At 71.4% G+C, this 23,443-nt stretch carries 27 protein-coding genes; 18 read left to right on the forward strand and 9 right to left on the reverse strand.

The window, feature by feature from the left end:
- The first annotated feature begins 3 nt into the window (after positions 1–3).
- The 10 genes from fliG (at position 4) to ACIPV1_RS02075 (ending at position 8,839) form a co-directional block, all read left to right on the forward strand.
- Entirely contained in the window at positions 4–1,062 is a 1,059-nt protein-coding gene (gene fliG / locus ACIPV1_RS02030) for a flagellar motor switch protein FliG (protein WP_402725678.1), read from the forward strand.
- Entirely contained in the window at positions 1,055–1,717 is a 663-nt protein-coding gene (locus ACIPV1_RS02035; protein WP_123292722.1) for a hypothetical protein, read from the forward strand. Before fliG ends, ACIPV1_RS02035 begins: the two co-directional genes overlap by 8 nt.
- Positions 1,714–3,057, forward strand: coding sequence for a FliI/YscN family ATPase (locus tag ACIPV1_RS02040; RefSeq protein WP_402725679.1), 1,344 nt, complete (start codon positions 1,714–1,716; stop codon positions 3,055–3,057). Before ACIPV1_RS02035 ends, ACIPV1_RS02040 begins: the two co-directional genes overlap by 4 nt.
- Positions 3,057–3,488 (forward strand): flagellar FliJ family protein, encoded by a 432-nt coding sequence (locus ACIPV1_RS02045; RefSeq protein WP_123292724.1) that lies wholly within the window; start codon positions 3,057–3,059, stop codon positions 3,486–3,488. The genes ACIPV1_RS02040 and ACIPV1_RS02045 overlap by 1 nt, the downstream gene beginning before the upstream one ends.
- Positions 3,485–4,219: a C40 family peptidase gene (locus tag ACIPV1_RS02050; RefSeq protein ID WP_402725680.1), complete on the forward strand. Its 735-nt coding sequence runs from the start codon at positions 3,485–3,487 to the stop codon at positions 4,217–4,219. Before ACIPV1_RS02045 ends, ACIPV1_RS02050 begins: the two co-directional genes overlap by 4 nt.
- The gene (locus tag ACIPV1_RS02055; protein WP_402725681.1) at positions 4,216–5,670 is read left to right on the forward strand and encodes a flagellar hook-length control protein FliK; all 1,455 of its coding nucleotides are present in this window, start codon (positions 4,216–4,218) and stop codon (positions 5,668–5,670) included. Before ACIPV1_RS02050 ends, ACIPV1_RS02055 begins: the two co-directional genes overlap by 4 nt.
- 25 nt (positions 5,671–5,695) lie before the next feature.
- Entirely contained in the window at positions 5,696–6,139 is a 444-nt protein-coding gene (locus ACIPV1_RS02060) for a flagellar hook assembly protein FlgD (RefSeq protein WP_123292727.1), read from the forward strand.
- A gap of 56 nt (positions 6,140–6,195) precedes the next feature.
- Positions 6,196–7,371: a flagellar hook protein FlgE gene (locus tag ACIPV1_RS02065; protein ID WP_123292728.1), complete on the forward strand. Its 1,176-nt coding sequence runs from the start codon at positions 6,196–6,198 to the stop codon at positions 7,369–7,371.
- A gap of 110 nt (positions 7,372–7,481) precedes the next feature.
- Positions 7,482–7,844, forward strand: a complete 363-nt coding sequence (locus ACIPV1_RS02070; protein ID WP_260154814.1) for a metalloregulator ArsR/SmtB family transcription factor — start codon at positions 7,482–7,484, stop codon at positions 7,842–7,844.
- Entirely contained in the window at positions 7,841–8,839 is a 999-nt protein-coding gene (locus ACIPV1_RS02075; RefSeq protein WP_123338362.1) for a cation diffusion facilitator family transporter, read from the forward strand. Before ACIPV1_RS02070 ends, ACIPV1_RS02075 begins: the two co-directional genes overlap by 4 nt.
- Here ACIPV1_RS02075 and ACIPV1_RS02080 read toward each other — a convergent pair.
- Positions 8,836–9,300: a DUF2231 domain-containing protein gene (locus ACIPV1_RS02080; protein WP_123938142.1), complete on the reverse strand. Its 465-nt coding sequence runs from the start codon at positions 9,298–9,300 to the stop codon at positions 8,836–8,838. The genes ACIPV1_RS02075 and ACIPV1_RS02080 overlap by 4 nt on opposite strands.
- Before the next feature lie 124 nt (positions 9,301–9,424).
- Between ACIPV1_RS02080 and ACIPV1_RS02085 the strand changes: the two genes are divergently transcribed.
- The 6 genes from ACIPV1_RS02085 (at position 9,425) to ACIPV1_RS02110 (ending at position 14,994) form a co-directional block, all read left to right on the forward strand.
- Positions 9,425–10,144, forward strand: a complete 720-nt coding sequence (locus ACIPV1_RS02085; protein ID WP_402725682.1) for a VIT family protein — start codon at positions 9,425–9,427, stop codon at positions 10,142–10,144.
- A 1-nt stretch (position 10,145) separates the two neighbouring features.
- Positions 10,146–10,829, forward strand: a complete 684-nt coding sequence (locus tag ACIPV1_RS02090) for a response regulator transcription factor (protein WP_123292731.1) — start codon at positions 10,146–10,148, stop codon at positions 10,827–10,829.
- Positions 10,826–12,190 (forward strand): HAMP domain-containing sensor histidine kinase, encoded by a 1,365-nt coding sequence (locus ACIPV1_RS02095; protein ID WP_123292732.1) that lies wholly within the window; start codon positions 10,826–10,828, stop codon positions 12,188–12,190. The genes ACIPV1_RS02090 and ACIPV1_RS02095 overlap by 4 nt, the downstream gene beginning before the upstream one ends.
- A 127-nt stretch (positions 12,191–12,317) precedes the next feature.
- Positions 12,318–13,784, forward strand: a complete 1,467-nt coding sequence (locus ACIPV1_RS02100; protein ID WP_402725683.1) for a ferric reductase-like transmembrane domain-containing protein — start codon at positions 12,318–12,320, stop codon at positions 13,782–13,784.
- Positions 13,781–14,272 (forward strand): FMN-binding protein, encoded by a 492-nt coding sequence (locus ACIPV1_RS02105; protein WP_123292733.1) that lies wholly within the window; start codon positions 13,781–13,783, stop codon positions 14,270–14,272. The genes ACIPV1_RS02100 and ACIPV1_RS02105 overlap by 4 nt, the downstream gene beginning before the upstream one ends.
- Positions 14,269–14,994 carry an FAD:protein FMN transferase gene (locus ACIPV1_RS02110; protein WP_402725684.1) on the forward strand — a complete coding sequence of 242 codons (726 nt, stop codon included), beginning with the start codon at positions 14,269–14,271 and terminating at the stop codon, positions 14,992–14,994. The genes ACIPV1_RS02105 and ACIPV1_RS02110 overlap by 4 nt, the downstream gene beginning before the upstream one ends.
- A 28-nt stretch (positions 14,995–15,022) precedes the next feature.
- Here ACIPV1_RS02110 and ACIPV1_RS02115 read toward each other — a convergent pair whose 3' ends face one another.
- The 5 genes from ACIPV1_RS02115 to ACIPV1_RS02135 all read right to left on the reverse strand — a co-directional run bounded on the left by ACIPV1_RS02115 (position 15,023) and on the right by ACIPV1_RS02135 (position 19,841).
- Positions 15,023–16,534 (reverse strand): hypothetical protein, encoded by a 1,512-nt coding sequence (locus ACIPV1_RS02115; RefSeq protein ID WP_402725685.1) that lies wholly within the window; start codon positions 16,532–16,534, stop codon positions 15,023–15,025.
- 29 nt (positions 16,535–16,563) lie between these two features.
- Entirely contained in the window at positions 16,564–17,205 is a 642-nt protein-coding gene (locus tag ACIPV1_RS02120) for a phosphatase PAP2 family protein (RefSeq protein ID WP_185003068.1), read from the reverse strand.
- 284 nt (positions 17,206–17,489) lie between these two features.
- Positions 17,490–18,242, reverse strand: coding sequence for an ABC transporter permease (locus ACIPV1_RS02125; protein WP_123292737.1), 753 nt, complete (start codon positions 18,240–18,242; stop codon positions 17,490–17,492).
- Between the two features lie 139 nt (positions 18,243–18,381).
- A complete protein-coding gene (locus ACIPV1_RS02130; protein ID WP_402725686.1) occupies positions 18,382–19,050 on the reverse strand; it encodes a DedA family protein in 669 nt (222 codons plus the stop codon).
- A complete protein-coding gene (locus ACIPV1_RS02135) occupies positions 19,047–19,841 on the reverse strand; it encodes a hypothetical protein (protein WP_123292738.1) in 795 nt (264 codons plus the stop codon). Before ACIPV1_RS02135 ends, ACIPV1_RS02130 begins: the two co-directional genes overlap by 4 nt.
- Positions 19,842–20,025: 184 nt before the next feature.
- On the opposite strand from ACIPV1_RS02135, the gene ACIPV1_RS02140 reads away from it, so the two are divergent.
- Together ACIPV1_RS02140 and ACIPV1_RS02145 are read left to right on the forward strand one after the other, a co-directional pair.
- A complete protein-coding gene (locus tag ACIPV1_RS02140; RefSeq protein WP_402725687.1) occupies positions 20,026–21,132 on the forward strand; it encodes a sensor histidine kinase in 1,107 nt (368 codons plus the stop codon).
- 5 nt (positions 21,133–21,137) lie between these two features.
- On the forward strand, positions 21,138–21,797 hold the full coding sequence (locus ACIPV1_RS02145) for a response regulator transcription factor (RefSeq protein ID WP_307860999.1): 660 nt from the start codon (positions 21,138–21,140) through the stop codon (positions 21,795–21,797).
- Positions 21,798–21,820: 23 nt separating this feature from the next.
- On the opposite strand, the gene ACIPV1_RS02150 is transcribed toward ACIPV1_RS02145, so the two are convergent.
- The 3 genes from ACIPV1_RS02150 to ACIPV1_RS02160 are packed head-to-tail and all read right to left on the reverse strand — an operon-like array spanning position 21,821 to position 23,352.
- Positions 21,821–22,207, reverse strand: coding sequence for a hypothetical protein (locus ACIPV1_RS02150; protein WP_123338368.1), 387 nt, complete (start codon positions 22,205–22,207; stop codon positions 21,821–21,823).
- Positions 22,208–22,216: 9 nt separating this feature from the next.
- Positions 22,217–22,798 (reverse strand): hypothetical protein, encoded by a 582-nt coding sequence (locus ACIPV1_RS02155; RefSeq protein ID WP_148053756.1) that lies wholly within the window; start codon positions 22,796–22,798, stop codon positions 22,217–22,219.
- On the reverse strand, positions 22,795–23,352 hold the full coding sequence (locus ACIPV1_RS02160; protein ID WP_402725688.1) for an RNA polymerase sigma factor: 558 nt from the start codon (positions 23,350–23,352) through the stop codon (positions 22,795–22,797). Before ACIPV1_RS02160 ends, ACIPV1_RS02155 begins: the two co-directional genes overlap by 4 nt.
- Between the last annotated feature and the right edge of the window lie 91 nt (positions 23,353–23,443).

Raw genomic sequence — 23,443 nt, forward strand, 5'->3', positions numbered from 1 at the left:
CTGATGCCGAGCGGCAGCAACGGCAACGGCCCGGGCACCGGCAAGGGCTCGAACGACCGAGCGCTGACCGGCGCCCAGAAGGTCGCGCTCATCCTCATGCAGATGGACACCGACCGCGCGGCCGAGGTGATGAAGCAGTTCACCGAGATGGAGGCCGAGGAGATCTCGGCCGAGATCGTCCGGATGCGCCGCGTCGAGGACACCGTCGTCGACCAGACCATGTCGGAGTTCCACCGGATCACGATGAGCGGCCGACTGCAGAAGCGCGGCGGCAAGGAGACCGCGCTCGGGCTGCTCGAGGCGTCCTTCGGCGCCGAGCGCGCCGCCGGCGTGATGGACCGGCTCGCCTCGAACCTCGCCGGCCAGTCCTTCGACTTCCTCGACGACGCCGAGCCCGGGCAGGTCATCACCCTGCTCGAGGGCGAGCTGGCGCAGACCATCGCCCTCGTCCTCGCACACCTCAAGCCCGGTCAGGCGAGCGCCGTCCTCGCCGGTGTCGACGAGCGCGTCCGCACCGACGTCGCGCAGGCGTTCGCCACGATGGGCAGCGCGACCCCCGAGGCCGTCGGGATCGTCGCCGGTGTCCTGCGGCAGCGCGCCGGCGCCGTCGTGTCGCCGCGCGAGAGCGTCGAGGTCGTCGGCGGCATCGCGCCCCTGGTCGACATCATCAACCGCTCCGACGTCGCCACCGAGAAGGCCGTGCTCGACGGACTCGAGGCCCGCGACCCGGAACTCGCCGAGGACATCCGCTCGCGCATGCTCACCTTCGAGGACATCGTGAAGCTCGAGTCCCGCGACATCCAGCAGGTGCTGCGTGGCATCGACTCGAAGCTCCTCGCGACCGCCATGAAGGGTGCCGCCGGACCCGTCGTCGAGACGATCCGCGCGAACGTGTCCGAGCGCAACCGCTCGCTGCTCGACGACGAACTGCAGGCCATGGGCCCGGTCCGCGTCTCGCAGGTCGAGGAAGCGCGCGCCGAGGTCGTCCGTTCCGTGCGCGAGCTCGAGGCGCAGGGCGTCATCACCGTGCACCGTGCCGAGGAGGACGAGCTCGTTGACTGACACCACGACCGCCGGCACCGTGCAGCGCATCGCCTTCCCCGCGATCGGCACCGCCGCCGCGACCGACCGTGCGTCGGGTGCCGACGTCCGCGGCCACGCCGCCGGCTACACTGCGGGACTCCGCGCCGCACAGGCCGAGACGGACGCCCTGCGCGCCCGCCTGCAGGCCGAGCACGCCGCGCTGACCGCGTCGCTGCGCGCGGACACCGTCCGCCGCATCGCCGTCCTCGACGCCGCGACGAACGCGATGCTGTCCACGGTCGCGCCCGTCCTCAGCGACGCCGAGGCGTCCGTCGCCAGCGCGGCCACGGACCTGGCCGAGGCGATCGTCGGGTACGAGATCCGTGCCTCCCGTCCGGCGGTCGGTACCGATGACGACCGGGAGGCCCGGATCACGTCCGGTGCCGAGACCACCGTCCGGCGGGCGCTCGCGTCCATCGACCGCAGCGTCCCGGTGGCCGTCCGGCTCAGCCCGGCGGACGCCGCCCGCGTGGCCGACGTCGACCTGCCGGTGCCCGTGGTCGCCGACCCCGCGCTGCGGGACGGCGACGCCGTCGTCGACCTGCCGGACGGCATCCTCGACGCCCGGATCGCCACCGCACTCGACCGTGCCCGCACCGCGCTCGGTGTCGAGCTGCAGGGGGTGTCCGCGTGACCGCCACGCTGCTCCGCCCCCGCGGGCTCGACGACGCCCTGCGGCAGGCCGCACCCCAGCGGCTCGGCGTCGTCACGAGCGCCGTCGGCCTCGGGCTGACGATCGCCGGGCTCGACGCCCACGTCGGCGAGGTCGTCACGGTCGGACCGGAGGGCGGCGTGCAGACGGCCGTCGAGGTCGTCGCGACCGACGCCACCGGCGTGCGCTGCATGCCCCTCGGACGCCTCACCGGTGTGACCGCCGGCACCCCCGCACGCCCCACCGGCCGGTCGGTGCTCGTGCCGACGGGTGCCGGGCTGTTCGGCCGTGTGCTCGACGGGCTCGGCCGACCGATCGACGACCGCGGACCGCTCGTCGGTGCCGGTGGCGAGCCCGTCGACTGGGTGCCGCTCGACCACGCGACCCCGAACGCGATGGCACGCACCCGCATCGACACCCCGATGCAGCTCGGTGTGCGGGTGCTCGACACCCTCACCACGGTCGGCCGTGGCCAGCGCATGGGGCTCTTCGCGGGCTCCGGTGTCGGCAAGTCGTCGCTGCTGTCGATGATCGCCCGGGGGAGCGACGCCGCCGTCAACGTGATCGCACTGGTCGGGGAGCGTGGCCGCGAGGTGCGCGAGTTCCTCGAGGACGACCTCGGCGCCGAGGGCCTCGCCCGCTCGATCGTCGTCGTGTCGACCTCGGACGAGCCCGCCCTCATGCGTCTGCGCGCCGCGTTCGTGGCCACCCGCATCGCCGAGTCGTTCCGCGACGCCGGCCAGGACGTCGTGCTCATGATGGACTCGCTCACCCGCGTCGCGATGGCGCAGCGTGAGATCGGGCTCTCGGTGGGGGAGCCGCCGGCCACCCGGGGCTACCCGCCGTCGACGTTCTCCGTGCTCGCCGGGCTGCTCGAGCGTGCCGGGACGGACCGCGTCGGCAGCATCACCGGCATGTACACCGTGCTGGTCGACGGCGACGACCACAACGAACCGATCGCCGACGCCGCCCGCAGCATCCTGGACGGTCACGTCGTGCTCGAGCGGAAGCTCGCGATCACCGGGCACTTCCCGTCGGTGGACGCCCTCGGCTCGGTGTCCCGTGTGGCCTCGAAGGTGACCGGCCCGGCGCAGCGCGGCGCCGCGACGACCCTCCGCAAGGTGATGGCCGCGCGCGCCGCCGCCCAGGACCTGCTCGACGTCGGCGCGTACCAGCGCGGCTCGAACCCGCTCGTCGACGCCGCCGTCGACCACCAGGGCGCGATCGACGCGTTCCTGCGCCAGGGGATGGACGAGCGGGCGACCGCCGACGCGTCCTGGCAGCGACTCGGTGGTCTCGTGCAGCAGCTGGGGGTGTCGTGATGGCCCGCCGGTTCCCGCTCGCGGGGCTCCTGCGCCTGCGGCACACCGAACAGGACCGCGCCGCTGCCTCGCTCGCGACCGCGAACGAGCGCGTGCGCGACGCCGCCGACGCCCGGATCGCCGCGCGCCGCAGCCTCGCCGACGCCGAGGGCGCGCAGCCCATCGAGGACGCCGCGACCCTGAGCGCCGTCGCCGCTGCGCGTGCTGCGACCCGCGGGATGCTCGAGGAGCTCGACGCCGTGGTCCGGACCCGCCGCGCGGACGCCGACCGGGCACAGGAGGAGTACACCGCCGCACGCCGTGCCGCGGTCGGCCTGGAGAAGCTCGAGGGCAAGCACGCCGCCGAGCAGGCCGCCGAGGAACTCCGCACCGAACAGAACGCCCTCGACGAGATCGCGGCACGACGCCGCACGGAAGGTGGTGCCCGATGAGCGTCGAAGCGGTGCTCTCCCGGATCTCCGAGATCCGGTCCCAGATCGACACCCTGCGTGGTGGCTCGGCAGCCGCGACGGCTGCGTCGTCGTCCACGGCGTCGTCGGCAGCTTCGTCGAGCGCCTTCGCCGACGCCCTGGCCACGGCGACCGGGACCACCGGCACCGGGACCGCGACCGCTGCTGCCGCCGCTGCGGCGACCACCAGCAGCGCGCCCGCCACGTCCGTCGACGCCGGCGCGGGCACGCTCGCGACCGGCAGCGGCGCCACCGGGTCCGACGTCGTCGCGGACGCGAAGAAGTACCTCGGCGTGCCCTACGTGTTCGGCGGCACCACGACCGCCGGCATGGACTGCTCAGGCTTGGTGCAGACGGTGTTCAAGGACCTCGGCGTGACCATGCCGCGGGTCGTGCCGGACCAGGCGAAGATGGGCGTCGAGGTCGGCTCCCTGAAGGACGCACAGCCCGGCGACCTGATCATCCCGAAGGGCGAGGGCCACGTCGTCATCTACGTCGGCGACGGCAAGGTGCTGCACGCGCCGCGCCCGGGCAAGGACGTCCGGATCGTCGACAACTGGTACTCGGACGCCGACATCGCCACCATCCGCCGCATCGTGCCGGCGCAGGCGTCCGCCACCCCGGCGACGAGCGCGACCACCGCCGCGAGCAGCGCCACCGATCTGCAGACCGCCGCGCTGCTGTCAATGATGCAGTCCGGGAGCGCCGCATGAGCCTGACCATCGCCACCCAGCCCGCGCCCGCTCCGGCGAGCAGCGCTGCGCCCGCCCGCGCCACGTCCGACCCCGGCGGTGCCGGTTCGTTCGACGCCGCCCTGTCCGCGGCCGCCGCGACCGATCGTCGTGCCGGTGAGCGTGCACCGGCGCGCCGGGACGACTCCCGCGCAGCCGACGACACCGGGCCGACCACGCCGCCGAGCGCTGCCAAGACCGCCACCGGGACGGACGTGGCGGCTGCCGCTGACGGCGCGGCCGGTGCCGCCGCGGAGGCCCAGGCGCTCACGCCCACGCCCATGCTCACCGGGACGGTGCCTGCCTCGGTCCTTCCGGTCGCGTCGACGACCCCTGCCGAGACGGTCACACCGGTGACGTCGACCGCGCCCGAGCCGACGGCGCAGGTCGTCACTGCGACGACGGCGGCCCCGGCCCCGGATGCGACCACGCCGACGACGCCTGCTGCCGTCCCCTCAGCCGCCACCGGGGCTGCCACTGCCACGGGGGCCGCGGTCCCGCCGTCGGCAAGCACCACGGCGTCCGCCGCATCCGCCACGGCACAGGCACCGGGTACGACGGCCGCAGTCCCCGCGGACGGCCCCGCACCGTCACCGGCGTCCGCCCCGAGGCCAGGCACCCCGTCCGGCGGGACGACCGGCACCGGCACCGGCACCGTCGGAGTCACGAGCACGAGCACGAGCAGCGCGCCCACTGCAACTGCCGCTGCAGCCGGAGCAGCAGCGACGCTCCAGCCGACCGGCCCGGCCACCCAGCCCACCCAGCCCACCGAGGCCACCGCCCCCGCGACCCCGGCCGTCGTCACGGTGGCAGCGGCGACCGCCGCGCGGGGTGGGCAGACCGGCCACGGGGCGGACCAGCAGGGATCGACGGCGGGTGATCCGGGCCTCCCGGCAGTCACCACCACGCGCGGCGGCGAGACGCCCTTCGTCCTGCCCACCACGCCGACCGCCGCGCCCGCCCCCGTCGCAGCCGCCGCGCCGGTCACGTCCCAGACCGCCACGCCCGCGCCCCTCGGGCAGCAGCTCGCGCGACCGGTGTTCTCGCTCGCGCAGGCCGGCCCCGGGGAACACGTCGTCACCGTGCAGGTCGTGCCGGACAGCCTCGGACCGGTCACGGTCCGCGCACACGTCACCGCGCACGGCATGCACGTCGAGCTGTTCGCGGCGTCCGAAGCGGGACGAGACGCGGTCCGCCAGGTTCTGCCGGACCTGCGGCGCGACGCCGCCGGCACCGGGCTGAGCACCACGCTCGACCTGTCGTCGCAGAACCACCCGGGCACGTCGGCGGGTCGCGACCAGCGACCGGCCGACGGCCGCCTGCGTGCCGACACCGGCCTGGAGGCACGGCGCACCTCCGCCGCGCAGCCAGCCTCCGCAGCCGCCACGTCCACCTCCACCATCCGCCCCGCGGGACTCGACGTCCTCGCCTGACCGGCTCACGAACAGGAACGCAACCATGCCCATCGACGGCATCACCGGCAGCGTGGACCAGGCTGCCCAGGCCGCGGCCCTCGCCGCGAACTCGACCGCGAAGAAGTCCCAGACGATGGACTCCGAGGTGTTCATGAAGCTGCTCGTCACGCAGCTGCAGAACCAGGACCCGTCGTCGCCGATGGACACCAACCAGATGATCAGCCAGCAGACGCAGCTCGCGATGATGGAGCAGATCACCAACCAGACCACGACGGGGAACGAGAACTTCTCGCTCCAGATGCGCATCGCCGCCGCGAACCTCGTCGGCAAGCAGGTCAGCTACACCGACGCTGCGACCGGTACCGCCGTCACCGGGACCGCTTCGGCCGTGTCTTACGCGAACAGCGTGCCCACGGTCACCGTGAACGGGAAGGAGGTCGCTCTCGACGTGATCTCCGGCATCACCACCACCGCCCCGGCTTCCTGACGCCGCTCCTTCCCCTCCTTCTTCCTGCTCTTCCTGCCTCTCCGAAAGGACGCACCATGCTCCGCTCGCTCTACTCCGGGATCTCCGGCCTCCGCTCGCACCAGCAGATGCTCGACGTCACCGGCAACAACATCGCCAACGTCAACACCGTCGGCTTCAAGGCCTCGTCGACGGTCTTCCAGGACACCCTGTCGCAGATGACCCAGGGTGCCGGCGGACCGCAGACCGGTGTCGGCGGCACCAACCCGGCGCAGATCGGCCTCGGCGTCCAGGTCGCCGGCGTCTCCACCAACTTCGCGCAGGGCTCGGCCCAGGCCACCGGCAAGGCCACCGACCTGATGATCTCCGGCGACGGCTTCTTCGTCACCCGCCTCGGCAACGACACGGTCTACACCCGCGCCGGTGCGTTCGACTTCGACGCGGACGGCCGCCTGGTCACCGCCGACGGCAAGATCGTGCAGGGCTACCCGGCCACCAACGGCGTGGTCAACGACAACGGTGGCCTCGCCGACATCACGCTGCCGCTCGACGCCGCGGCACCGGCCGTCCGCACCACCTCGGCCTCGGTCGCCGGCAACCTGCCGTCCGAGACCGCCGTCGGCGACACCATCACCCGCGAGGCCACCGTCTACGACGCCTCGGGCGCCAAGCACACGATGTCCCTCGCCTACACGCGCACCGGCACCGGCTGGGACGTCACCGCGCGCAACGGGCAAGGGACCACCACGAACGGGTCGCTCACGTTCGGCACCGACGGCAAGCTGACCTCCGGCGGCGCCCTCACGGTCGGCGGCATCGCCGTCGACATGGGGGAGCTCACCGGCTTCGCCTCGCTCAACACCGCGTCGATCGGTTCGCAGAACGGGCGCGAGGCCGGCGCCCTGCAGGGCTACGCGATCTCGAAGGACGGCACCGTCACGGGCACGTTCTCGAACGGTGCGTCGCTCGCCCTCGGCCGCATCGCCCTCGCGACGTTCGCCAACCCGGCGGGTCTCGAGAAGACCGGCGCCTCGGGCTACCGTGCCACCGGCAACTCGGGCACCGCGACCGTCGGTGGTCCCGGCTCGGCCGGCGTCGGGTCGCTCGCGGCGGGCACCCTCGAGATGTCGAACGTCGACCTGTCGCAGGAGTTCACGAACCTGATCGTGGCGCAGCGCGGGTTCCAGGCGAACGCGCGCATCATCACGACCTCGGACGAGGTGCTGCAGGAGCTGACGAACCTGAAGCGGTAGGCGGACGGCGCTTCGTGAGCAGGAATGGTCGGGTCCAAGCCGGGCAACCCGACCATTCCTGCTCACGAGTTCGGCTGTCCGTTCGGGATCTGATGACTTAGTATCTGCGTGTGCACGTAGACAAGCAGCCATGCGGGCTCGATCCCGAGTCGGAGTACGTCGAACTGGCGGTCGAGGTCTTCGCGATGCTCGCCGACGCGACCCGGGTGAAGATCATCCTGGCGCTCCGGAACGCCGAGGAGATGTCCGTGAACCACCTGGCCGATGTGGTCGACAAGAGCCCCGCGGCGGTGTCGCAGCACCTCGCGAAGCTCCGGCTCGCGCGGATGGTGTCCACTCGCCGTGAGGGCACGACGGTCTTCTACCGACTCACCGACGAGCACGCGTCGGAGCTGGTGATCGACGCGGTGAAGCAGGCCGAACACGTCGTGGGTGCCGCGCCGCACCACCGCGGGGAGCAGGCCGGCGCGTGACCGACCACGAGCACGACGGGCACCAGCACGACCACGACCACGCGCACCCGCACGGCGGCGTGCGGGGCCTCCTCTACGACCTCGTCGTCCCACACACGCATGACTCCGCCGACTCGATCGACGACGCCATGGAGGCGAGCTCGGCCGGTGTCCGCGCGCTCAAGATCAGTCTCTTCGTGCTCCTCGGCACCACCGTCCTGCAGGCCGTGCTCGTCGCGTTCACCGGCTCGATCGCCCTGCTGGCGGACACCACCCACAACTTCGCGGACGCGCTGACCGCCGTGCCGCTGTGGGTCGCGTTCGTGCTCGGCCGACGCGTGGCTACCCGGCGGCTCACCTACGGGTACGGCCGCGCCGAGGACCTCGCCGGCATGTTCATCGTCTTCGTCGTCGCGCTCTCGGCAGTGGTGGCCGGGTGGCAGGCGATCGATCGCTTCGTGCACCCACGCCCGGTCGAGGCGCCCTGGTTGCTCGTCGCCGCGGGCCTGATCGGCTTCGCCGGCAACGAGGTCGTCGCGATGTACCGGATTCGGGTCGGCCAGCGGATCGGTTCGGCGGCACTCGTGGCCGACGGCGTGCACGCCCGGCTCGACGGCTTCACCTCACTGTCGGTGGTCCTCGGTGCGGTCGGCGTGATGGTCGGCTTCCCGCTCGCCGACCCGGTCATCGGCCTGCTCATCTCGATCTCGATCCTGGTGCTGCTCTGGGGCACGGTGAAGTCGATCGGCGCGCGGCTGATGGACGCCGTCGACCCGGCGCTCGTCGAACGTGCCGAGCACGTCCTCGAGCACACGGACGGCGTCCACAGGGTCCGCGACCTCCGTCTCCGGTGGATCGGGCACCGGCTGACCGGATCGGCAACGGTCGAGGTGATGACGACGGATCTGCAGGACGCCACGGACGTCACCGACCAGGCCGCGGAACACGTCCGGCGGGCGATGGGAAACCTCGACGCCTTCACGGTGACCCCAACGCGCTCCGCAGTGCGTTCCTAGCCCTTCCAGACGGACTCGGCGCCCGCGTGTCCGATGACGACGACCTCGATCATCGAGACGACGCCGACTGCGAGCAGCAGCACCGGGCCGACGATCGCGACTGCCCGCAGCGCGCCACCGCTCGTCACCCGAGCTGTCCCGAACCGGTGCCATCCCCACCACAGCAGCAGGAGCACGAACACCGCGATCGACCAGGGGAGCAGCCCGTCGGCGAGCTCGGTGTGCCGCTCGAGCAGCGCGGTCTCCTGCTCGCGGTGTTCGAGCCATTCACCGGACGAGGTCGCCAGGGGGACCGAGACGAGGGCGACCAGCCCGATGATCGGTGCGCCGACTGCGAGCCACCGTCGCGCTGCGGGCCACACCGCGACCACGATCGCGGTCAGCGCCGCGACGGGGACCGCGACGGAGGTCAGGTGGACGAAGAGGGGGTGGAGCGGGATCCCGCCGAACTGCCAGTCCATGACGGCCTTTCACGTCGTGCGCCGGACGGTGCCGGCGGTGTTCGACCAGACAACAGGATCCCGCGGTCCGCATCGTTCGAAACCTCACACGAACGGGGCGACCCGGACATGGTTCGCTGTGACCATGAGCACCTCCGAGCCGCACGCGGGCGAAGCCCACACGGGCGACCTCGCTGCGCGCCTGAACTGGCTGCGAGCCGGAGTCCTCGGCGCGAACGACGGGATCGTGTCGACGGCGTCGATCGTCGTGGGCGTCGCCGGCGCGTCGTCGTCCGTCCCGGCGATCGCGACCGCGGGGATCGCAGCGCTCGTGGGCGGTGCCGTGTCGATGGCGCTGGGCGAGTACGTGTCGGTGAGCAGTCAGAAGGACAGCCAGCAGTCCCTCATCGAGAAGGAACGCCGCGAACTGGCCGACGACCCGGTCGCCGAGCTCGAGGAGCTCACCCAGCTGTGGCAGGGCCGTGGTCTCCGACGGTCCACGGCCGAAAGTGTGGCGTCCGAACTGACCGAGCGGGACGCCCTCGCCGCGCACCTGACCACCGAACTCGGGATCGACGAGGACGAGGTCGTCAGCCCGTGGCACGCCGCGTTCGCGTCGGCGGCCGCGTTCTCGATCGGTGCCGTCCTGCCGCTGCTGGCGATCCTCCTGTCGCCCGAGGCCGTCCGGGTACCCGTGACGTTCGTCGTTGTCCTCGTCGCACTCGCGTTGACCGGGGCCACGGGCGCCCGGATCGGAGGTGGCTCGGTGCGGCGGGCGACCGCACGCGTGGTCGTCGGCGGAGCCCTCGCCCTGGCGGCGACCTTCGTCATCGGATCCCTGCTCGGGACGAGCGGGGTGGTCTGAGATGGCGAACATCCTGGTTGTTGAGGACGACCCCGAGATGGGTGCCCTCGTCGAGCGCGGACTGACCGGCGAGGGGCACACCGTCACGGTCGTGACGGACGGCGTCGCCGCACTCGTCCAGGCGCGGTCGCAGGCGTTCGACGCCGCAGCGATCGACGTCATGCTGCCCGAGATGACCGGCTTCGAGGTCTGTCGACGACTCCGTGAGATGGGGTCGGACTTCCCGGTGATCCTGGTCACCGCACGCGACGCCGTCGACGACCGCGTGTTCGGGCTCGACTCCGGGGCCGACGACTACCTGACCAAGCCGTTCGCGATCGCCGAACTCAACGCGCGGATCCGGGCGCACCTGCGACGTCGTGCCGCCGGTGGCACGACCACCGTGGAAGCCGGCGCGGTGCGGCTCGACACCGTGGCCGTGCGTGCGTCGGTGCGCGGGCGCGACATGCCGTTGAGCGTCAAGGAGTTCTCGCTCCTGCGGTTCCTCATGCAGGGGGCGCCCGACCCGCGCACCAGGACCGAGGTGCTCGAAGAGGTCTGGGGGAGCGCCGAGCACTTCGACCCGACCATCGTCGACCAGTACGTCAGCTACGTTCGCAAGAAGCTCCAGGCCTCGGGCGCCGACGTCGCGATCCGGACGGTGCGCGGTGTGGGGTACGCGCTCGAGGTCGTGCCGTCTCCGTGAGGTTCCTCCGTCGCCTGTCGATCCGCGCTCGGATCACCCTCGGGAGCCTGCTCGTCGGTGCGGTCGTGCTCTCCGGGGTCGCTCTCGTGCTGCACGTGCAGATCGAACGCGCGACGCTCGCGACCGACCGCTCCCTCGCGTCCGGTGACGCGGCGCCGTTCGTGTCCGACCTCCGGCACAACCCGGACGAGCCGCCTGACCGTCCAGCAGAAGACGTCCTCGTCGGGATCCGGTCAGCGACCGGAGACTGGGTCGTGGACTCGCTGCCGCGCGACGTCCGCGCCGTGCTGCCCTCGCCGGTCCCGGACGACGACGTCACGCTGCGACTGCACACCGGCCACCGTGTCGTGACCGTCGTCGGCATCCCGGTCACGAACGACGCCGGATCGTTCGTCGTGTGGGCCGCGCACGACGGCCGGGCCGGGCAGGAGACGGTGGCGCGGGTCGACCGGTCCCTGGTAGTCGGAACGTTCCTGGCACTGCTCGCCTTCGCGGCGACGGCCTGGCTGCTGTCGACCATCGCCCTCCGCCCAGTGGGGCGGATGCGCCGGACCGCCGAGCGCCTCAGCGCCGGGAACGGTGGCGGCCACCTGCCAGTCGGCGCCTCCGACGATGAACTCGCGGCCCTCGCCCGGACGCTCAACACGTTCATCGACCGCCAGCGTGAGAACACCGAGCGCGAGCGACGGATGGTCTCCGACGCCAGCCACGAGCTCCGCACGCCGCTCGCTGCCCTCACCGCCCGACTCGAACTGGCACACCGCTCGTCGGGCGACGCCGTCGCGCTCGAGCGCGAGCTGCGCGCCGCCGAGGGCGATGCGGCACGGCTGGTCGCGCTCGCGAACGCCCTCCTGGAACTCAGCAGGCTGGACGAGGCGGAGGGTGTTCCGTCGACGTCGGCCGCTGCGCTCGTCACGGAACTCATGGGATCGATCGACCGCGCCCGCGCCTTGACACACGTCGGGGCGCGCGACATCGACTTCGCCGTCGAACTGACGGCGCCGGACGAGCACTACGGACTCGAGCCCGCGGCGTTCGCGCGGGTCGTCGACAACCTCGTCGCCAACGCGATCGCCGCGGGGGAGGACGGCGGGGTGGTCCGGGTCACGCTCGACCAGTCCGCCGACGGTCGACTCGACCTGTGCGTCGTCGACGACGGCCCCGGCGTCCCGGACGACTTCCTTCCGCAGGCCTTCGACCGCTTCACCCGGGCCGACAGCGCCCGACGTGCCGTCCTCGGCGGGAGCGGCCTGGGGCTCGCCCTCGTCCGCGGCATCGTCGAACGCGCAGGCGGGACGGCGGACCTCTGCAACGCGGCGTCCGGCGGTGCCGTCGCGACGGTCAGCGTCCCCGCGCGCTGACCGGGACCTCGGTCCACGCCGATCACTCGAGGTCTCGAACGAACGGGGCGCTCCGTTCGGGGTCCGTCCACAGGACCGCTCCTGATGCTGTGAGTCACCCGATCGCATGCTGGAGAGGACCGAGACGATGATCGAGACCGCTCGCGCCACACCGAGGACACCCCCGAGCACGACCGAACGCGCGCGCCTGCGGGACGCCGTACCCCCGGCGGAGTCCCTCGACATCGCCGCGCGCCGCCGCCGTCGAGCCGGTCGCCGCCGGAGCGCCATGACGGATCTGCTCGGGATCCTCGCATGGGTCTCCGCCTCGATCGCCGTGACGCTCTGGCTCGCCTCGCCCGGCTCGCACAGGGTCGTGGGGATCGGCGGCTGGCTCACCGACGCCGGGATCGTGGCAGGGCTCGTCGCCACGGACCTCGTCCTCGTGATGCTGGTGCTCGCCGCCCGGGTACCGCTCATCGACCGGACGTTCGGCCACGACAACGCCGTCGCGGTCCACCGTTCGCTCGGCAAGCCGGTGCTGTACCTGCTGCTCGCGCACGGTGCGTTGCTCACACTCGGCTACGGCGCGTCCGCGGGGACCGGTCCGATCGCCGAGACGATCGCGCTCTTCTCGACACCCGACATGCCACTCGCCTTCCTCGGCCTCGTGCTGTTCCTCGTCGTGGTGGTCTCGTCCTTGGTCGCCGTGCGCCGTCGGCTGCCGTACGAGGCATGGCACCTCATCCACCTGCTCAGCTACGCCGCGGTGCTCGTCGCGTTGCCCCACATGCTCAGCGTCGGCAGCGTCCTCGCGCAGGGCACCTGGCAGCGTGTCTACTGGATCGCCCTGTACGTCGTGGCGCTCGGACTCATCGCGCTGTACCGCTTCGCGGTGCCGATCGTGGTGACGTTCCGGCACCGGATCCGTGTGGCCGGCATCGAGACCGTCGCGCCGGGGGTCGTGTCGATCCACCTCGCCGGACGGGACCTCGACCGCCTCGGAGCCCGCGGCGGGCAGTACGGGGTCTGGCGGTTCTGGACCGCGAAGACGTGGTGGCACGCGAACCCGGTGTCGTTCTCGGCGGTCCCCGCCCGCGGTCGTGCACGGATCACCGTCCGCGACCTCGGTGCAGGCTCCGCCCGTCTCGGACGCATCACGCCTGGGGCGTTCGTGTCCCTCGAGGGTCCGTACGGCCTGTTCACCAGCCGGGCCCGGACGGCCCCGTACCTCGCGCTCGTCGCCTCCGGCATCGGGATCACCCCCGTGCGCTCGCTGCTGGAGGACACCGACCTCCGTCCGGGCGAGGCCACCGTGCTGCTGCGCGGGACCGACGCCGACCAGCAGTACCTGTGGCACGAGATCGCGGACCTCGCCGAGGCGACGGGCAACCGGCTGTACACGATGGTCGGCCACCGATCCCGCTCCCGCGAGAGCTGGATGACCGAGGAGGACGTCCGGCGCGGGGTCTCCCTCCGGTCCGTGTTCCCGAACCTGCTGCAGTCGGACCTGTACGTGTGCGGGCCGCGGGCGTGGTCCGACCTCGTGGTCCGCGAAGCGCGGTCGGCAGGGGTGCCGGAACACCAGATCCACCAGGAACGGTTCGAGTCATGAGAGCACGCATCATCGCCGGCGGTGTCGTCTCGTCGATCGCGGTCCTGGCCATCGGGTGGCAGCTCGGCGGCCAGCCCGCGGTCACCGCACCGGCACAGCAGGGCACGACGTCGGGTGTCGGCACGACCGGCACCGGGTCGACGAGCGACAGCGCCGGCAGCGGGACCAACGGCGGCAGCAGCGGCACCGGCACCACTGCTGGGTCGTCCGCCTCCGGCACCTTCGCCGGCGACACGACGCAGACCCGGTACGGCCCGGTGCAGGTGCAGATCACCGTCGCGAACGGGACGATCACCGACGTCACCCCGCTGCAGCTCACGAACAGCGACGGCCGATCGGTGCAGATCAGTCAGCAGGCGGCACCGGTCCTGCGCCAGGAGGGACTGCAGGCGCAGTCCGCACAGATCCAGTCCGTCAGCGGTGCGACCTTCACGAGTCAGGGCTACACGACGTCGCTCCAGTCCGCGATCGACAAGGCCGGGCTGTGAGCGTCCAGACCCTCGAGACCATGGGTACCGTCGTCAGCCTCCGGGGAGCCACCCCGGAGGCCGCCGCCGAGGTGCGCGCCGTCTTCGCCTCCTACGACCACCGGTACAGCCTGTACGACCCGGCGTCGGTGCTGAGCCGCGTCGCCGACGGATCGCTCCGGCTGTCCGACACCCCGGCGTCGGTGCGCGACGTGTACGCGCTCGCGCTCGACTGGCGGGAACGGACCGGTGGTGCGTTCACGCCGCACCGCCCGGACGGCGTCGTCGACCTGTCCGGTGTGGTGAAGGCCCTGGCGATCCGTGACGCCGGAGCAGTCCTCGACGGCATCGCCGACGACTGGATGATCAGCGCCGGAGGGGACGTGCTCGTCCGGGGACACTACCGCGAAGACGAATCGTGGAGCGTCGGGGTGGTCGAACCGGCACGCCGCGACACGGTCGTCGGCGTCGTCCACCTCGATGCGCCGCGCCGCGCCGTCGCGACCTCGGGGACCGCCGAGCGCGGCGAGCACATCTGGCGACGAGCGACCCCCACCTTCGTGCAGGCGACCGTCATCGCTGACGACATCGTCACCGCGGACGTGCTGGCAACGGCGGTCGTCGCGGGCGATGCTGACGACCTCCGCGGGCTCACCGGCAACGGGAGCGTCGACGTGCTCGCGTTCGACACGGACGGCATCGCGTGGGCGACACCGGGGGCCGAGGCGGTCGTGTGTCCATGAGCGACCTCGTGGACGCCCTTCGTCGGTGTCATCGCACGTACTGCACGACCCAGGTGCGGGTGCGTTGCCAAGTGCGACTCCGACGGAAGCCGTCGCGGGTGAGTGCCTGCGTCACGATGGTGCGGACATCGGGCTCGACCGCGGTGAGCAACCACACCACCTTCGCGGCACCGACCTCCTCACGGATGTCCCGCAGTGGTCGTTGCGTTCCCCACAGGCCAGCGGACTCGCTCGCCGGAGCAACCAGGAGCGGGTCGCGAAGTCCGGAGAACGCCGCTGGATAGGTATCCGCGATGGTCCTGGAGGTGGCGAGGGGATGGCGTTCGAGGGGCCCGAAGACAACCGCGTCGCGTTCCCCGACGGGCTCCTCGGACCGGTGCGCGACGATGACGGCGGCTGCCTCGTTCCAGGCGGCGTCGTCCTTCGCTGCGACCGTGCGCTGCTGCGCCCACGTCGGTGCGGTGAGCGCCGCGGCGACGACGAGGACGGTGGCCACGGCGCGTCGTGACCACCGAGTCGGTACGGCGGTCACGGCGGCACCCAGGCACAGCGCCACCGCCGGGGCGGTGAACGCGGCGTACCGCGGGGAGTACAGCGGGTTCGTCACCAACGACGCGGCGATCAGGCCGATCGTGGGAACGAGCGCCCACGGCAGCGCCACCACGAGGAGCCGCCGGCGAGTGTCGTTCCGGTGCATCAGGACGACCCCGACGACAGCAAGGGTGCACCCGAAGACCGCGAAGCCCGGGTTCTTGGTGAACCACTGCGTCAGCAGCACCTCTTGGATCGTGTGCGCACTGATGGGATCGATCCAGGCGATCTGACGATCCTGGCCAGCGGTTGCCGAGGCGAGCGGCAGCAGCGCACACGCCGACAGGGCAGTTGCGGCACCCCAGCGCAGGAGCACCTTCCGCCTGTCTCGATCACGGCCAGAACGCCGCAACAGCGGCAGCGCCGCGGTCACGCCGTGACCGACCGTCATCAGTGCCAAGTAGAGGAACACCGCGCCGCTGAGGATCGAGATCGCCGCGTACGACACCCACCACGGCCACGACCGGGCTCCCTGTCGGGTGCGATCACGGGCGGCGACGAAGAGGATCGTCGTCCCGACTGCGAGGGCGGTGTCGATGGCGAACGACCGCCCTTCCGACCCCATCCAGGTCACCCGTGGGAAGAGCGCGAAGAGGACCCCGGCGACGAGACCGGTCCTCGGGCTGGCGAGTGTGCGTCCGAGGACCACGAGCAGTGCCGCGGCGACACCGATCGCGATCGAGGAGGGGAGACGCAGGGTGAACGGCGTGTACCCGACGAGCGCGAACCAGCAGTGCATCACGGCGTAGTACGTCGCGTGGACGACGTCGACCTGTTGCACCTCGCGTGCCAGCGCCGCCCAGGGGCGGGTGGCGGACACGACCGTCGCGGCCTCGTCGTACCAAATGGACGGCACCCAGCTGAACGCCGCCGCCACGGACGTGGTTCCGACACCGACCAGTGCGGGGACCACCCACAGCCGTACCGGTTGGGCGCGTGTGCTGCGCACCGGTACGACACTCGGCGACGCGACGGCGGTCATCGGTCTCGCGCCTTCCCCACGAGTGATCGAGGCCGGAGGCCGGCAACAGCGGTGGGGCCGCGACGAGTGGGCGTCTGACTTGCTCTCGTCCAGGTCAGCGCGATGTGACGCACGACGACCCAGACTGCGGACGTCCACACGATCGCGGCCAGGACGTCCGTCGGGTAGTGCACGCCGAGTGCGAGTCGGGAGGTCGCGACCACGATCACGACGACGGTCCCGATAGAGGCGACCTGCGCTCGAGCCTTGCCGTGCGTCACGGCGACGAGTCCGAGCACCAGGGCAGTGACCAGCGCGACGTGCCCGGACGGGTACGACCAGCTCTCCACCGCGTGGTGCACGCCGGAGAGCACCGGGCGTGACCGGTGCACCAGCAGCTTGACCGGCTCGACCGACACCCACGAGACCCCGGCGATCCCCACGAACTGCATCGCGGCGACCCGATCGGACCGCCACCAGACGACCGCTCCGATGGCCACGAGGATCGCAAGACCGCCGGCGGGCTCGAGGAGCACGCCGATCCCGGACGCGATGAGCAGCGCGGTCGGCGTCAGGTGTTCATGCAGCAGCTGGTCGAAGCCGGTCTCGGTCGCTCCGACACCCGGAACGGCTGTCAACGTGATTCCGATGAGCACCACGATCACCGCTGCTGTGAACGCCGATCCGAGTTGCCACAGTGCGCGTTCACCTCGCATCGGACGACCGCCCTCGATCCGCCTCGGTCGCCACGGCGAGCAACGCGGCAGCTGCCGCCGTCGCCACGATCAGCGCAGCGACAGCGCCGGCACCTCCGAGCACTCCAACAGTCATGTCCACGACCTCCGAACAGCACCCTTCCGCCGCCGCTCCAAGGAACCACCCAGATGCACCAGACGAGCGAGCACCCCGGACGGTCCGGCACGATCGTCGTCGGGACGAGTCGTCAGCGGATCGGGACCACGTGCGGCCGGGTCCGCACCGGGCCGATCCAGCGGGTCACGAGGACGGCGGTGATGCTTCCCGTCGCCATGATCGCCGCGAGGACGACGATCTGGAATCGCCCGGCTTCGAGGGGAGAGACGCCACCGAACACGGCGCCCACGAACGCGCCAGGAAGGGTGACGAGTCCGGTCGTCTTCGTCTGGTCGACTGTCGGTATCAGAGCGGCGCTCACAGCGCGTCGAACCAGGTCCGCGGTGGCGCGGCGCGGTGTCGCTCCGAGCGCGAGCCACCCCTCGACCTCGTCCCAGCGATCGTCGACGAGCTCGCGGAATCGACGGCCGGCGATGGTCGCGATGGACATCGCGTTCCCGATGACGATGCCGCCGATCGCGAGGGCGTAGCGGGGTGAGAGCGTGATCGCTCCGCTCCCGAAGACGACGACCGCGCTGACCAGGATGCCGGTCGCCATTGCTCCGGCGACCGGCAGCACCATCGTCGGGAGGTCCCCGAGCCGTCGAGCCGACGTGCAGGACGCGACGACGAACATCACTCCGAGCGCGAGGCCGATCAGCAGGGGCGATCTGATGACTCCGGTGAGCACGAGGCTGATGGCGGCGAGCTGCAGGGCGCCGCGGACGATCGCCACTGCCGGAGCCCACGGCGCCGACGCGCGAGCAGCAAGCAGGACGACCGTCGCGACCGCGACGAGAGCGAGCACACCGAGCAGGGTGCGCACCAGGGCGTCCGCGGTCATGCCTGCTGCTCAGTCATCAGGTGCACTGTACGGCCGGCACGGTGTCATCCGTCGAAGGCCGTGCGCCGCCCACCACGCTGACGGTCACCGGTGGACCGATCCGTGATCTGGTTCGGCACCGTTCGGGTGCTGGTCGCGCTCAGCGGTCGCTCGCGATGGGCTGTTCATCCTGGTCGTCCTGGTCCGTTCGGCTGCTCAGCCGCTTGCGGACCACTCCGATCAGGATCGGCAGGATCGAGAGGATGACGATGACGATCATCAGGACGTCGATGTTGTGCGCGACGAGCGGGATCCCGCCGAGCAGCACCCCGACTGCCGTGAGTCCGCACGCCCAGCCCACCGCACCGACGACGTTCCACAGGAAGAACCTCCGGTAGCGCATGTCGGCTGTCCCCGCCGCGAGCGGGACGTAGGTCCGGACCACCGGCACGAACCGGCCGAGGACCAGGGACAGGCCGCCCCACCTGGCGAAGAACACTTCGGCCTCGTCCAGCCGAGCGGTCGTGAGCACCCGTGCGCCGTCACGGAAGAGTCGGCGGCCGAAGCGTCGACCGATCCAGTAGCCGACCTGGTCCCCGGCGACGGCGGCGAAGGACGCGACGACCGCGACCTGCCATGGTGCGACGCCCAGCGCGGCGCTGGTGATCGCGGCAGTGACCAGGAGCGAGTCACCCGGGAGGAACGGGAACAGCACCCCGGACTCGATGAAGACCAGGACCGCGATCCCGGCGAGGACGGCAGGGCCGAAGGCGTGCAGCACGGATCCGGCGTCGAACAGGTGGACAGCGAGGGGGAACCGGTCGATCACGACGAGAGCTGCTCACGGGTGCCGGCACCGACGCGATCACGACGGCCGATTGAAACCCATGCGATGAGCGCTGCGATGACCGCGAGGAAGACGATGCTGGTGGTGATGGTCCCGATGCCGAGTCCGCCGTCGTGTGTCGGCTGGGAGAGCAGGTCCCCGGTCGACGCACCGAGCGGGCGGGTGAGGATGTACGCGATCCAGAAGCAGGTGACGGCACCGCGACGGCCGATGAACCAGACGGCAGTGACCGCCACGATCGCTGCCGCGAACAGCAGCAGCGACGGCAGGTAGCCGAGGCCGGTCTGCTCGGCGATGAGGTCACCGGCTGCGGTGCCGAGAGCGAAGGTGAACAGGATCGCCAGCCAGTAGAACGCTTCCCGCCTGGTGGTGTCGATCTCGTGGATCGAGAGCGTGCGCTCACTCCGGTACCAGACGATGAACACCACCGCGAGAGCCACCGCGAACACTGTCGTGCTCACCCCCAGCGGGACGCCGAGCCCGTCGGTGAGGTTGTCCGTGATGCAGGTCCCGACGATGCTGATCAGCACGACGGTGACCCAGTACGTGACCGGCCGGTAGGCGCGGGTGCGGAACTGCAACACCAGGAACACGACCAGGACCGCGGCCATCACGGCCGTCGTCAGCGGGAGACCGAACCCGAGGGTGTCGCTGAGCAGATCGGCTGCGGTCTCACCGACGGTCGTGGCGAGGACCTTGATGATCCAGAACGACGGGGTGGGGTCTGGCACCTTGTTGCGCTTCGGGCGGGGCCGAGCGGTCAGCTGGGTCATGGCGTGCTCCTCGTCGTGACCGGGCCTCGTGCCCGGGTCGGTGCGACGACGGTACGAACGTGCCTGCAAGACTCCACCAAGAAACCCGGGTGTCCGGATTCGACCGCATCCTTGGTGTTTCCTTGCCTTGGGTGAGGGAGCCTCGGAGCACCCCGGACGGCGGTGTCAGGAGCGGAGGAACCGATTGATCGACACAGCATGGAATCGACTCGTCGACACCACTGCGCGGTGGTCCCTCCGTGGCGCTCCGGACCGGGATGCGGATCGCCTCGCCTCTCGACGGTCGGTCATCGGCATCTCCATCCGCGTCGCGGGGGTGTCTGCGGCGTTGGTGATCGGGATCATCGCCCTGGTCGTCGCGTACGTCGCTTGGCAGCTCACCCCAGGCCAGCAGCGGGAGCAGCCCGGTCCCTTCGACGTGCACATCACCCTGGACACGCTCGACCTGACGGTGGCGATCATCGGGGTCGGCGGGCTCGCGATCCTCTTCGCGGGAGTCGCCTCCTGGTTGATCGCGCGACGCGCGGTCCGGCCGCTGACGGAGGCGCTGCATGTGCAGCGGACCTTCGTCGCGGATGCCAGTCATGAACTCCGCACACCGCTCGCCGTCCTGCATGCCCGCGTCCAGCGGCTCCGCATGCAGACCCCCGACGACGACCCGCGCCGCCGGATCGTCGATGATCTCACCAGCGACACGCGGATCCTCATCGACATCGTCGACGACCTCCTCGAAGCTGCTGCAGGTACCCGATCCGAGCCGGGTGTCGCCGGCCTGCAGGAGGGACTGGCAAGGCTTCGACGTGACATGAGCGTGCTCGCCGATGATCGGCACGTGCGTCTCCACGTGGTTGACCACAGCGCCAGCGTGGGCATGACGCCGACACAGCTGCACCGCTGTCTCGTCGCACTCACGGACAACGCCATCGGCCACACCCCACCGGGCGGCACCGTCACCGTGACCACCACGCCGGAACACGACCGGGTATGCGTCCGCGTGCAGGACGACGGCTCCGGCATCTCCGGGATCGAACCGACGCGGGTGTTCGACCGGTTCGCACACGGAACCGGCCGCGGCCACGGTCACGGTCACGGCCACGGCCACAGCGCGGACGGAACCCGCACGGGGAACGGCATCGGGCTCGCCCTGGTGCGTGAGATCGTGGTCCGCGCCGGCGGTGACGTCACCGTCGAGTCCACCGGTGATCACGGCACCGTCTTCGCGCTCCGCATCCCGACAGTGCACGCGGCGACGTCCGCGCCGACCATCACTCGTCGCGCCGAGGGAAGATGAACACCATGGGACAACGCCTGCTCCTCGTCGAGGACGACCCCAGGCTCGGACCGCTCGTCGCCGAGGTGCTCAGCGAGGACTGGGATGTCGTCCTCGCGTCCGACGGTGAGCAGGCACTCGTCACGGCAGTGGAACGGTACTTCGACGTCATGGTCGTCGATCGGCGGCTTCCCGGCATGGACGGCACCGAGTTCATCAGCGCGATCCGGAGCCAGCGGATCAGCACCCCGGTGCTCATGCTCACAGCACTCGGCGAGCTCCGCGACCGCGTCTCCGGTCTCGACGCCGGAGCGAACGACTACCTCGTGAAGCCGTTCGAGTTCGATGAACTCGCCGCCAGACTCCGGGCGCTCACCCGCGACTACACCGGCACCGGAACAGGCGTGGAGATCGGAGGGTGGACCTTCTACCCCGATGACCACAGCATCCACTCGCCGTACACCGGTCGGGTCCTCCTCACCGAGAAGGAGAGCTCCCTGCTCCGGGTCCTCGCTGCGGAACCAGCGCGCGCGTTCTCGCGGCGACACCTGCTCTCCGCGGTGTTCGAACACGGCGAGCAGGAGAACACCGTCGACACGTACGTGCACTACATCCGGCGGAAGACCGACCGCGACCTCATCACCACCATCCGCGGCACCGGCTACCAGCTCGGCACGCCAGCCTGACCCCGCTCGGAGCGCGCCCGAGGTCAGCCGGTCGACGCGTGCTCGCCCGCACCGGTGCCGGAGGGCGCGTCGGCGGCCAGGCCGATGCCCTCGACGAGCCGGATCGTCACCTCGACGACGTCAGCGGGTGCGCCCGTGCGCTCGTCGACCAGGTCGCGGATGCGTTCGGCGACCTCACGGATCGTGTCGGTCGCCGGCCGGGTGTCGTCGACGGCGATGCCCGCCCCGACCCGGAGGGCCGCGCCGTCGCGCTGCACGTCCACGAGGACGTCGGGTTCCTGCAGCGAGAGGGTCGACGCGACGGCCTCGGCGGCGGCGTGCACGATCGGTCTCCTCGGGTAGACGCCGGTGACTCCCGGAACGGTGCGGATCCGGTCGGTGAGGACTCGGGACAGGGCTTCGTCGCTCACGTCGTGCTCCTAGGGCAGGGAGACGTCGTCGAACACGACGTCGATGGACGCAACGGTCAGGGCAGTGTGGCGGTCGAGAGCCGCGGCGATCCGCGACCGCAGGAGGTCCGCGGTCTCCGCCGCAGGTGCCCCGTACACCAACCCCGCGGTCACCCGCACGTGGACCGGGGCTCCGAGGTCGCCGAGTTCCCCGTCGAGAGCGCAACTCCCCATCACGACCCCGCCCATCGTGTCACCGGTCCGACGAACCAATCCCCGGACGGCGGCCTCGGTCATGGTGAGGCGCAGTCGTGGGTCGGGATGGGGGACCGGCACGTCGCGGCCGGGTCGGACCTCGGAGCGGATCGTCGCCAGCAGACGGTCGACCCAGTCGGTCTCGCGGTCCGGCTCGGCGTCGGCCCGGTGTTGCAGGGCGCCGAGCGACAGCTCGCGCAGGCGCTCCATGTTCGACAAGGCGAGGCGGCACGAGGCGGAGCGCTCGATGGACGGGTCACGGGGTGAACGGCCCCGGTCGAGGTACTCGGCGAGTTCCTCCATCGTGTGGCCGTCGAGGTCGTCCTCGGGCACGGGGACGTCGTCGAGGTCGCTCATCGCCATGCCTCCATCTCCGCGGTCAGGAACCGACGGGCCCGCGCGAGCAGCCCGCGCACCGTCGACACCGGTAGTTCGAGTTCGTCGGCGATCTGCTGGTAGCTGTAGCCGGCGGTCTCGCGGAGCAGCCAGCACCGTCGCTGGTCTGCGGGGAGCCGGTCCAGCGCGGCCCACATCGCATCGAGCTGCATCCGCGTCTCGACGATACGCTCCGGCTGCCGGGCGGCGTCCGCCCGGTGCTGCGCCGTCTCGACGTCGTCGTGGTGACGGCGCCGACGCAGACGGTCGAGCGCCTTGCGGGTGACGATCTGCATCACCCACGGGCGGAACCGCGCGGGGTCGTTCAGGTCCGAGAGTCGTCGCCAACCGGTCAGGAACGATTCCTGCACCACGTCGTCCGACTCCACGTTGGAGCCGAGCATCTGCTCCGCGTACACCCGCATCAGCGGACCGTGGCGACGGGCGAGCACTTCGAACGCGTGCACGTCACCGTCGGCGGCGCGGACCACGAGGGTGGCGTCCGCCGCGCGCACGAGGGGATCGTCGTGGTCCATCCCCGCCTTCCGGTCGTCGTCCAGGGCGGCCGTCCGACCGTCGTGCGTCCACGATGCACCGGGCGGCCGCGAAACGCCCGGGCGGACCGGA

Source organism: Curtobacterium sp. NPDC089991 (genome assembly GCF_044748425.1).
In the GTDB taxonomy this organism is placed as follows: domain Bacteria; phylum Actinomycetota; class Actinomycetes; order Actinomycetales; family Microbacteriaceae; genus Curtobacterium.

What these genes read in the sequence shown, in the direction of transcription:
- ACIPV1_RS02155 (WP_148053756.1), bottom strand. Translation starts at nt 22,798, where the DNA reads ATGAGCGACCTCGACGACGTCCCCGTGCCCGAGGACGACCTCGACGGC.
- ACIPV1_RS02060 (WP_123292727.1), top strand. Translation starts at nt 5,696, where the DNA reads ATGCCCATCGACGGCATCACCGGCAGCGTGGACCAGGCTGCCCAGGCC.
- ACIPV1_RS02160 (WP_402725688.1), bottom strand. Translation starts at nt 23,352, where the DNA reads ATGGACCACGACGATCCCCTCGTGCGCGCGGCGGACGCCACCCTCGTG.
- ACIPV1_RS02135 (WP_123292738.1), bottom strand. Translation starts at nt 19,841, where the DNA reads ATGACCCAGCTGACCGCTCGGCCCCGCCCGAAGCGCAACAAGGTGCCA.
- ACIPV1_RS02090 (WP_123292731.1), top strand. Translation starts at nt 10,146, where the DNA reads ATGGCGAACATCCTGGTTGTTGAGGACGACCCCGAGATGGGTGCCCTC.
- ACIPV1_RS02125 (WP_123292737.1), bottom strand. Translation starts at nt 18,242, where the DNA reads ATGACCGCGGACGCCCTGGTGCGCACCCTGCTCGGTGTGCTCGCTCTC.
- ACIPV1_RS02100 (WP_402725683.1), top strand. Translation starts at nt 12,318, where the DNA reads ATGATCGAGACCGCTCGCGCCACACCGAGGACACCCCCGAGCACGACC.
- ACIPV1_RS02080 (WP_123938142.1), bottom strand. Translation starts at nt 9,300, where the DNA reads ATGGACTGGCAGTTCGGCGGGATCCCGCTCCACCCCCTCTTCGTCCAC.
- ACIPV1_RS02055 (WP_402725681.1), top strand. Translation starts at nt 4,216, where the DNA reads ATGAGCCTGACCATCGCCACCCAGCCCGCGCCCGCTCCGGCGAGCAGC.
- ACIPV1_RS02105 (WP_123292733.1), top strand. Translation starts at nt 13,781, where the DNA reads ATGAGAGCACGCATCATCGCCGGCGGTGTCGTCTCGTCGATCGCGGTC.
- ACIPV1_RS02085 (WP_402725682.1), top strand. Translation starts at nt 9,425, where the DNA reads ATGAGCACCTCCGAGCCGCACGCGGGCGAAGCCCACACGGGCGACCTC.
- ACIPV1_RS02045 (WP_123292724.1), top strand. Translation starts at nt 3,057, where the DNA reads ATGGCCCGCCGGTTCCCGCTCGCGGGGCTCCTGCGCCTGCGGCACACC.
- ACIPV1_RS02065 (WP_123292728.1), top strand. Translation starts at nt 6,196, where the DNA reads ATGCTCCGCTCGCTCTACTCCGGGATCTCCGGCCTCCGCTCGCACCAG.
- ACIPV1_RS02145 (WP_307860999.1), top strand. Translation starts at nt 21,138, where the DNA reads ATGGGACAACGCCTGCTCCTCGTCGAGGACGACCCCAGGCTCGGACCG.
- fliG (WP_402725678.1), top strand. Translation starts at nt 4, where the DNA reads ATGCCGAGCGGCAGCAACGGCAACGGCCCGGGCACCGGCAAGGGCTCG.
- ACIPV1_RS02050 (WP_402725680.1), top strand. Translation starts at nt 3,485, where the DNA reads ATGAGCGTCGAAGCGGTGCTCTCCCGGATCTCCGAGATCCGGTCCCAG.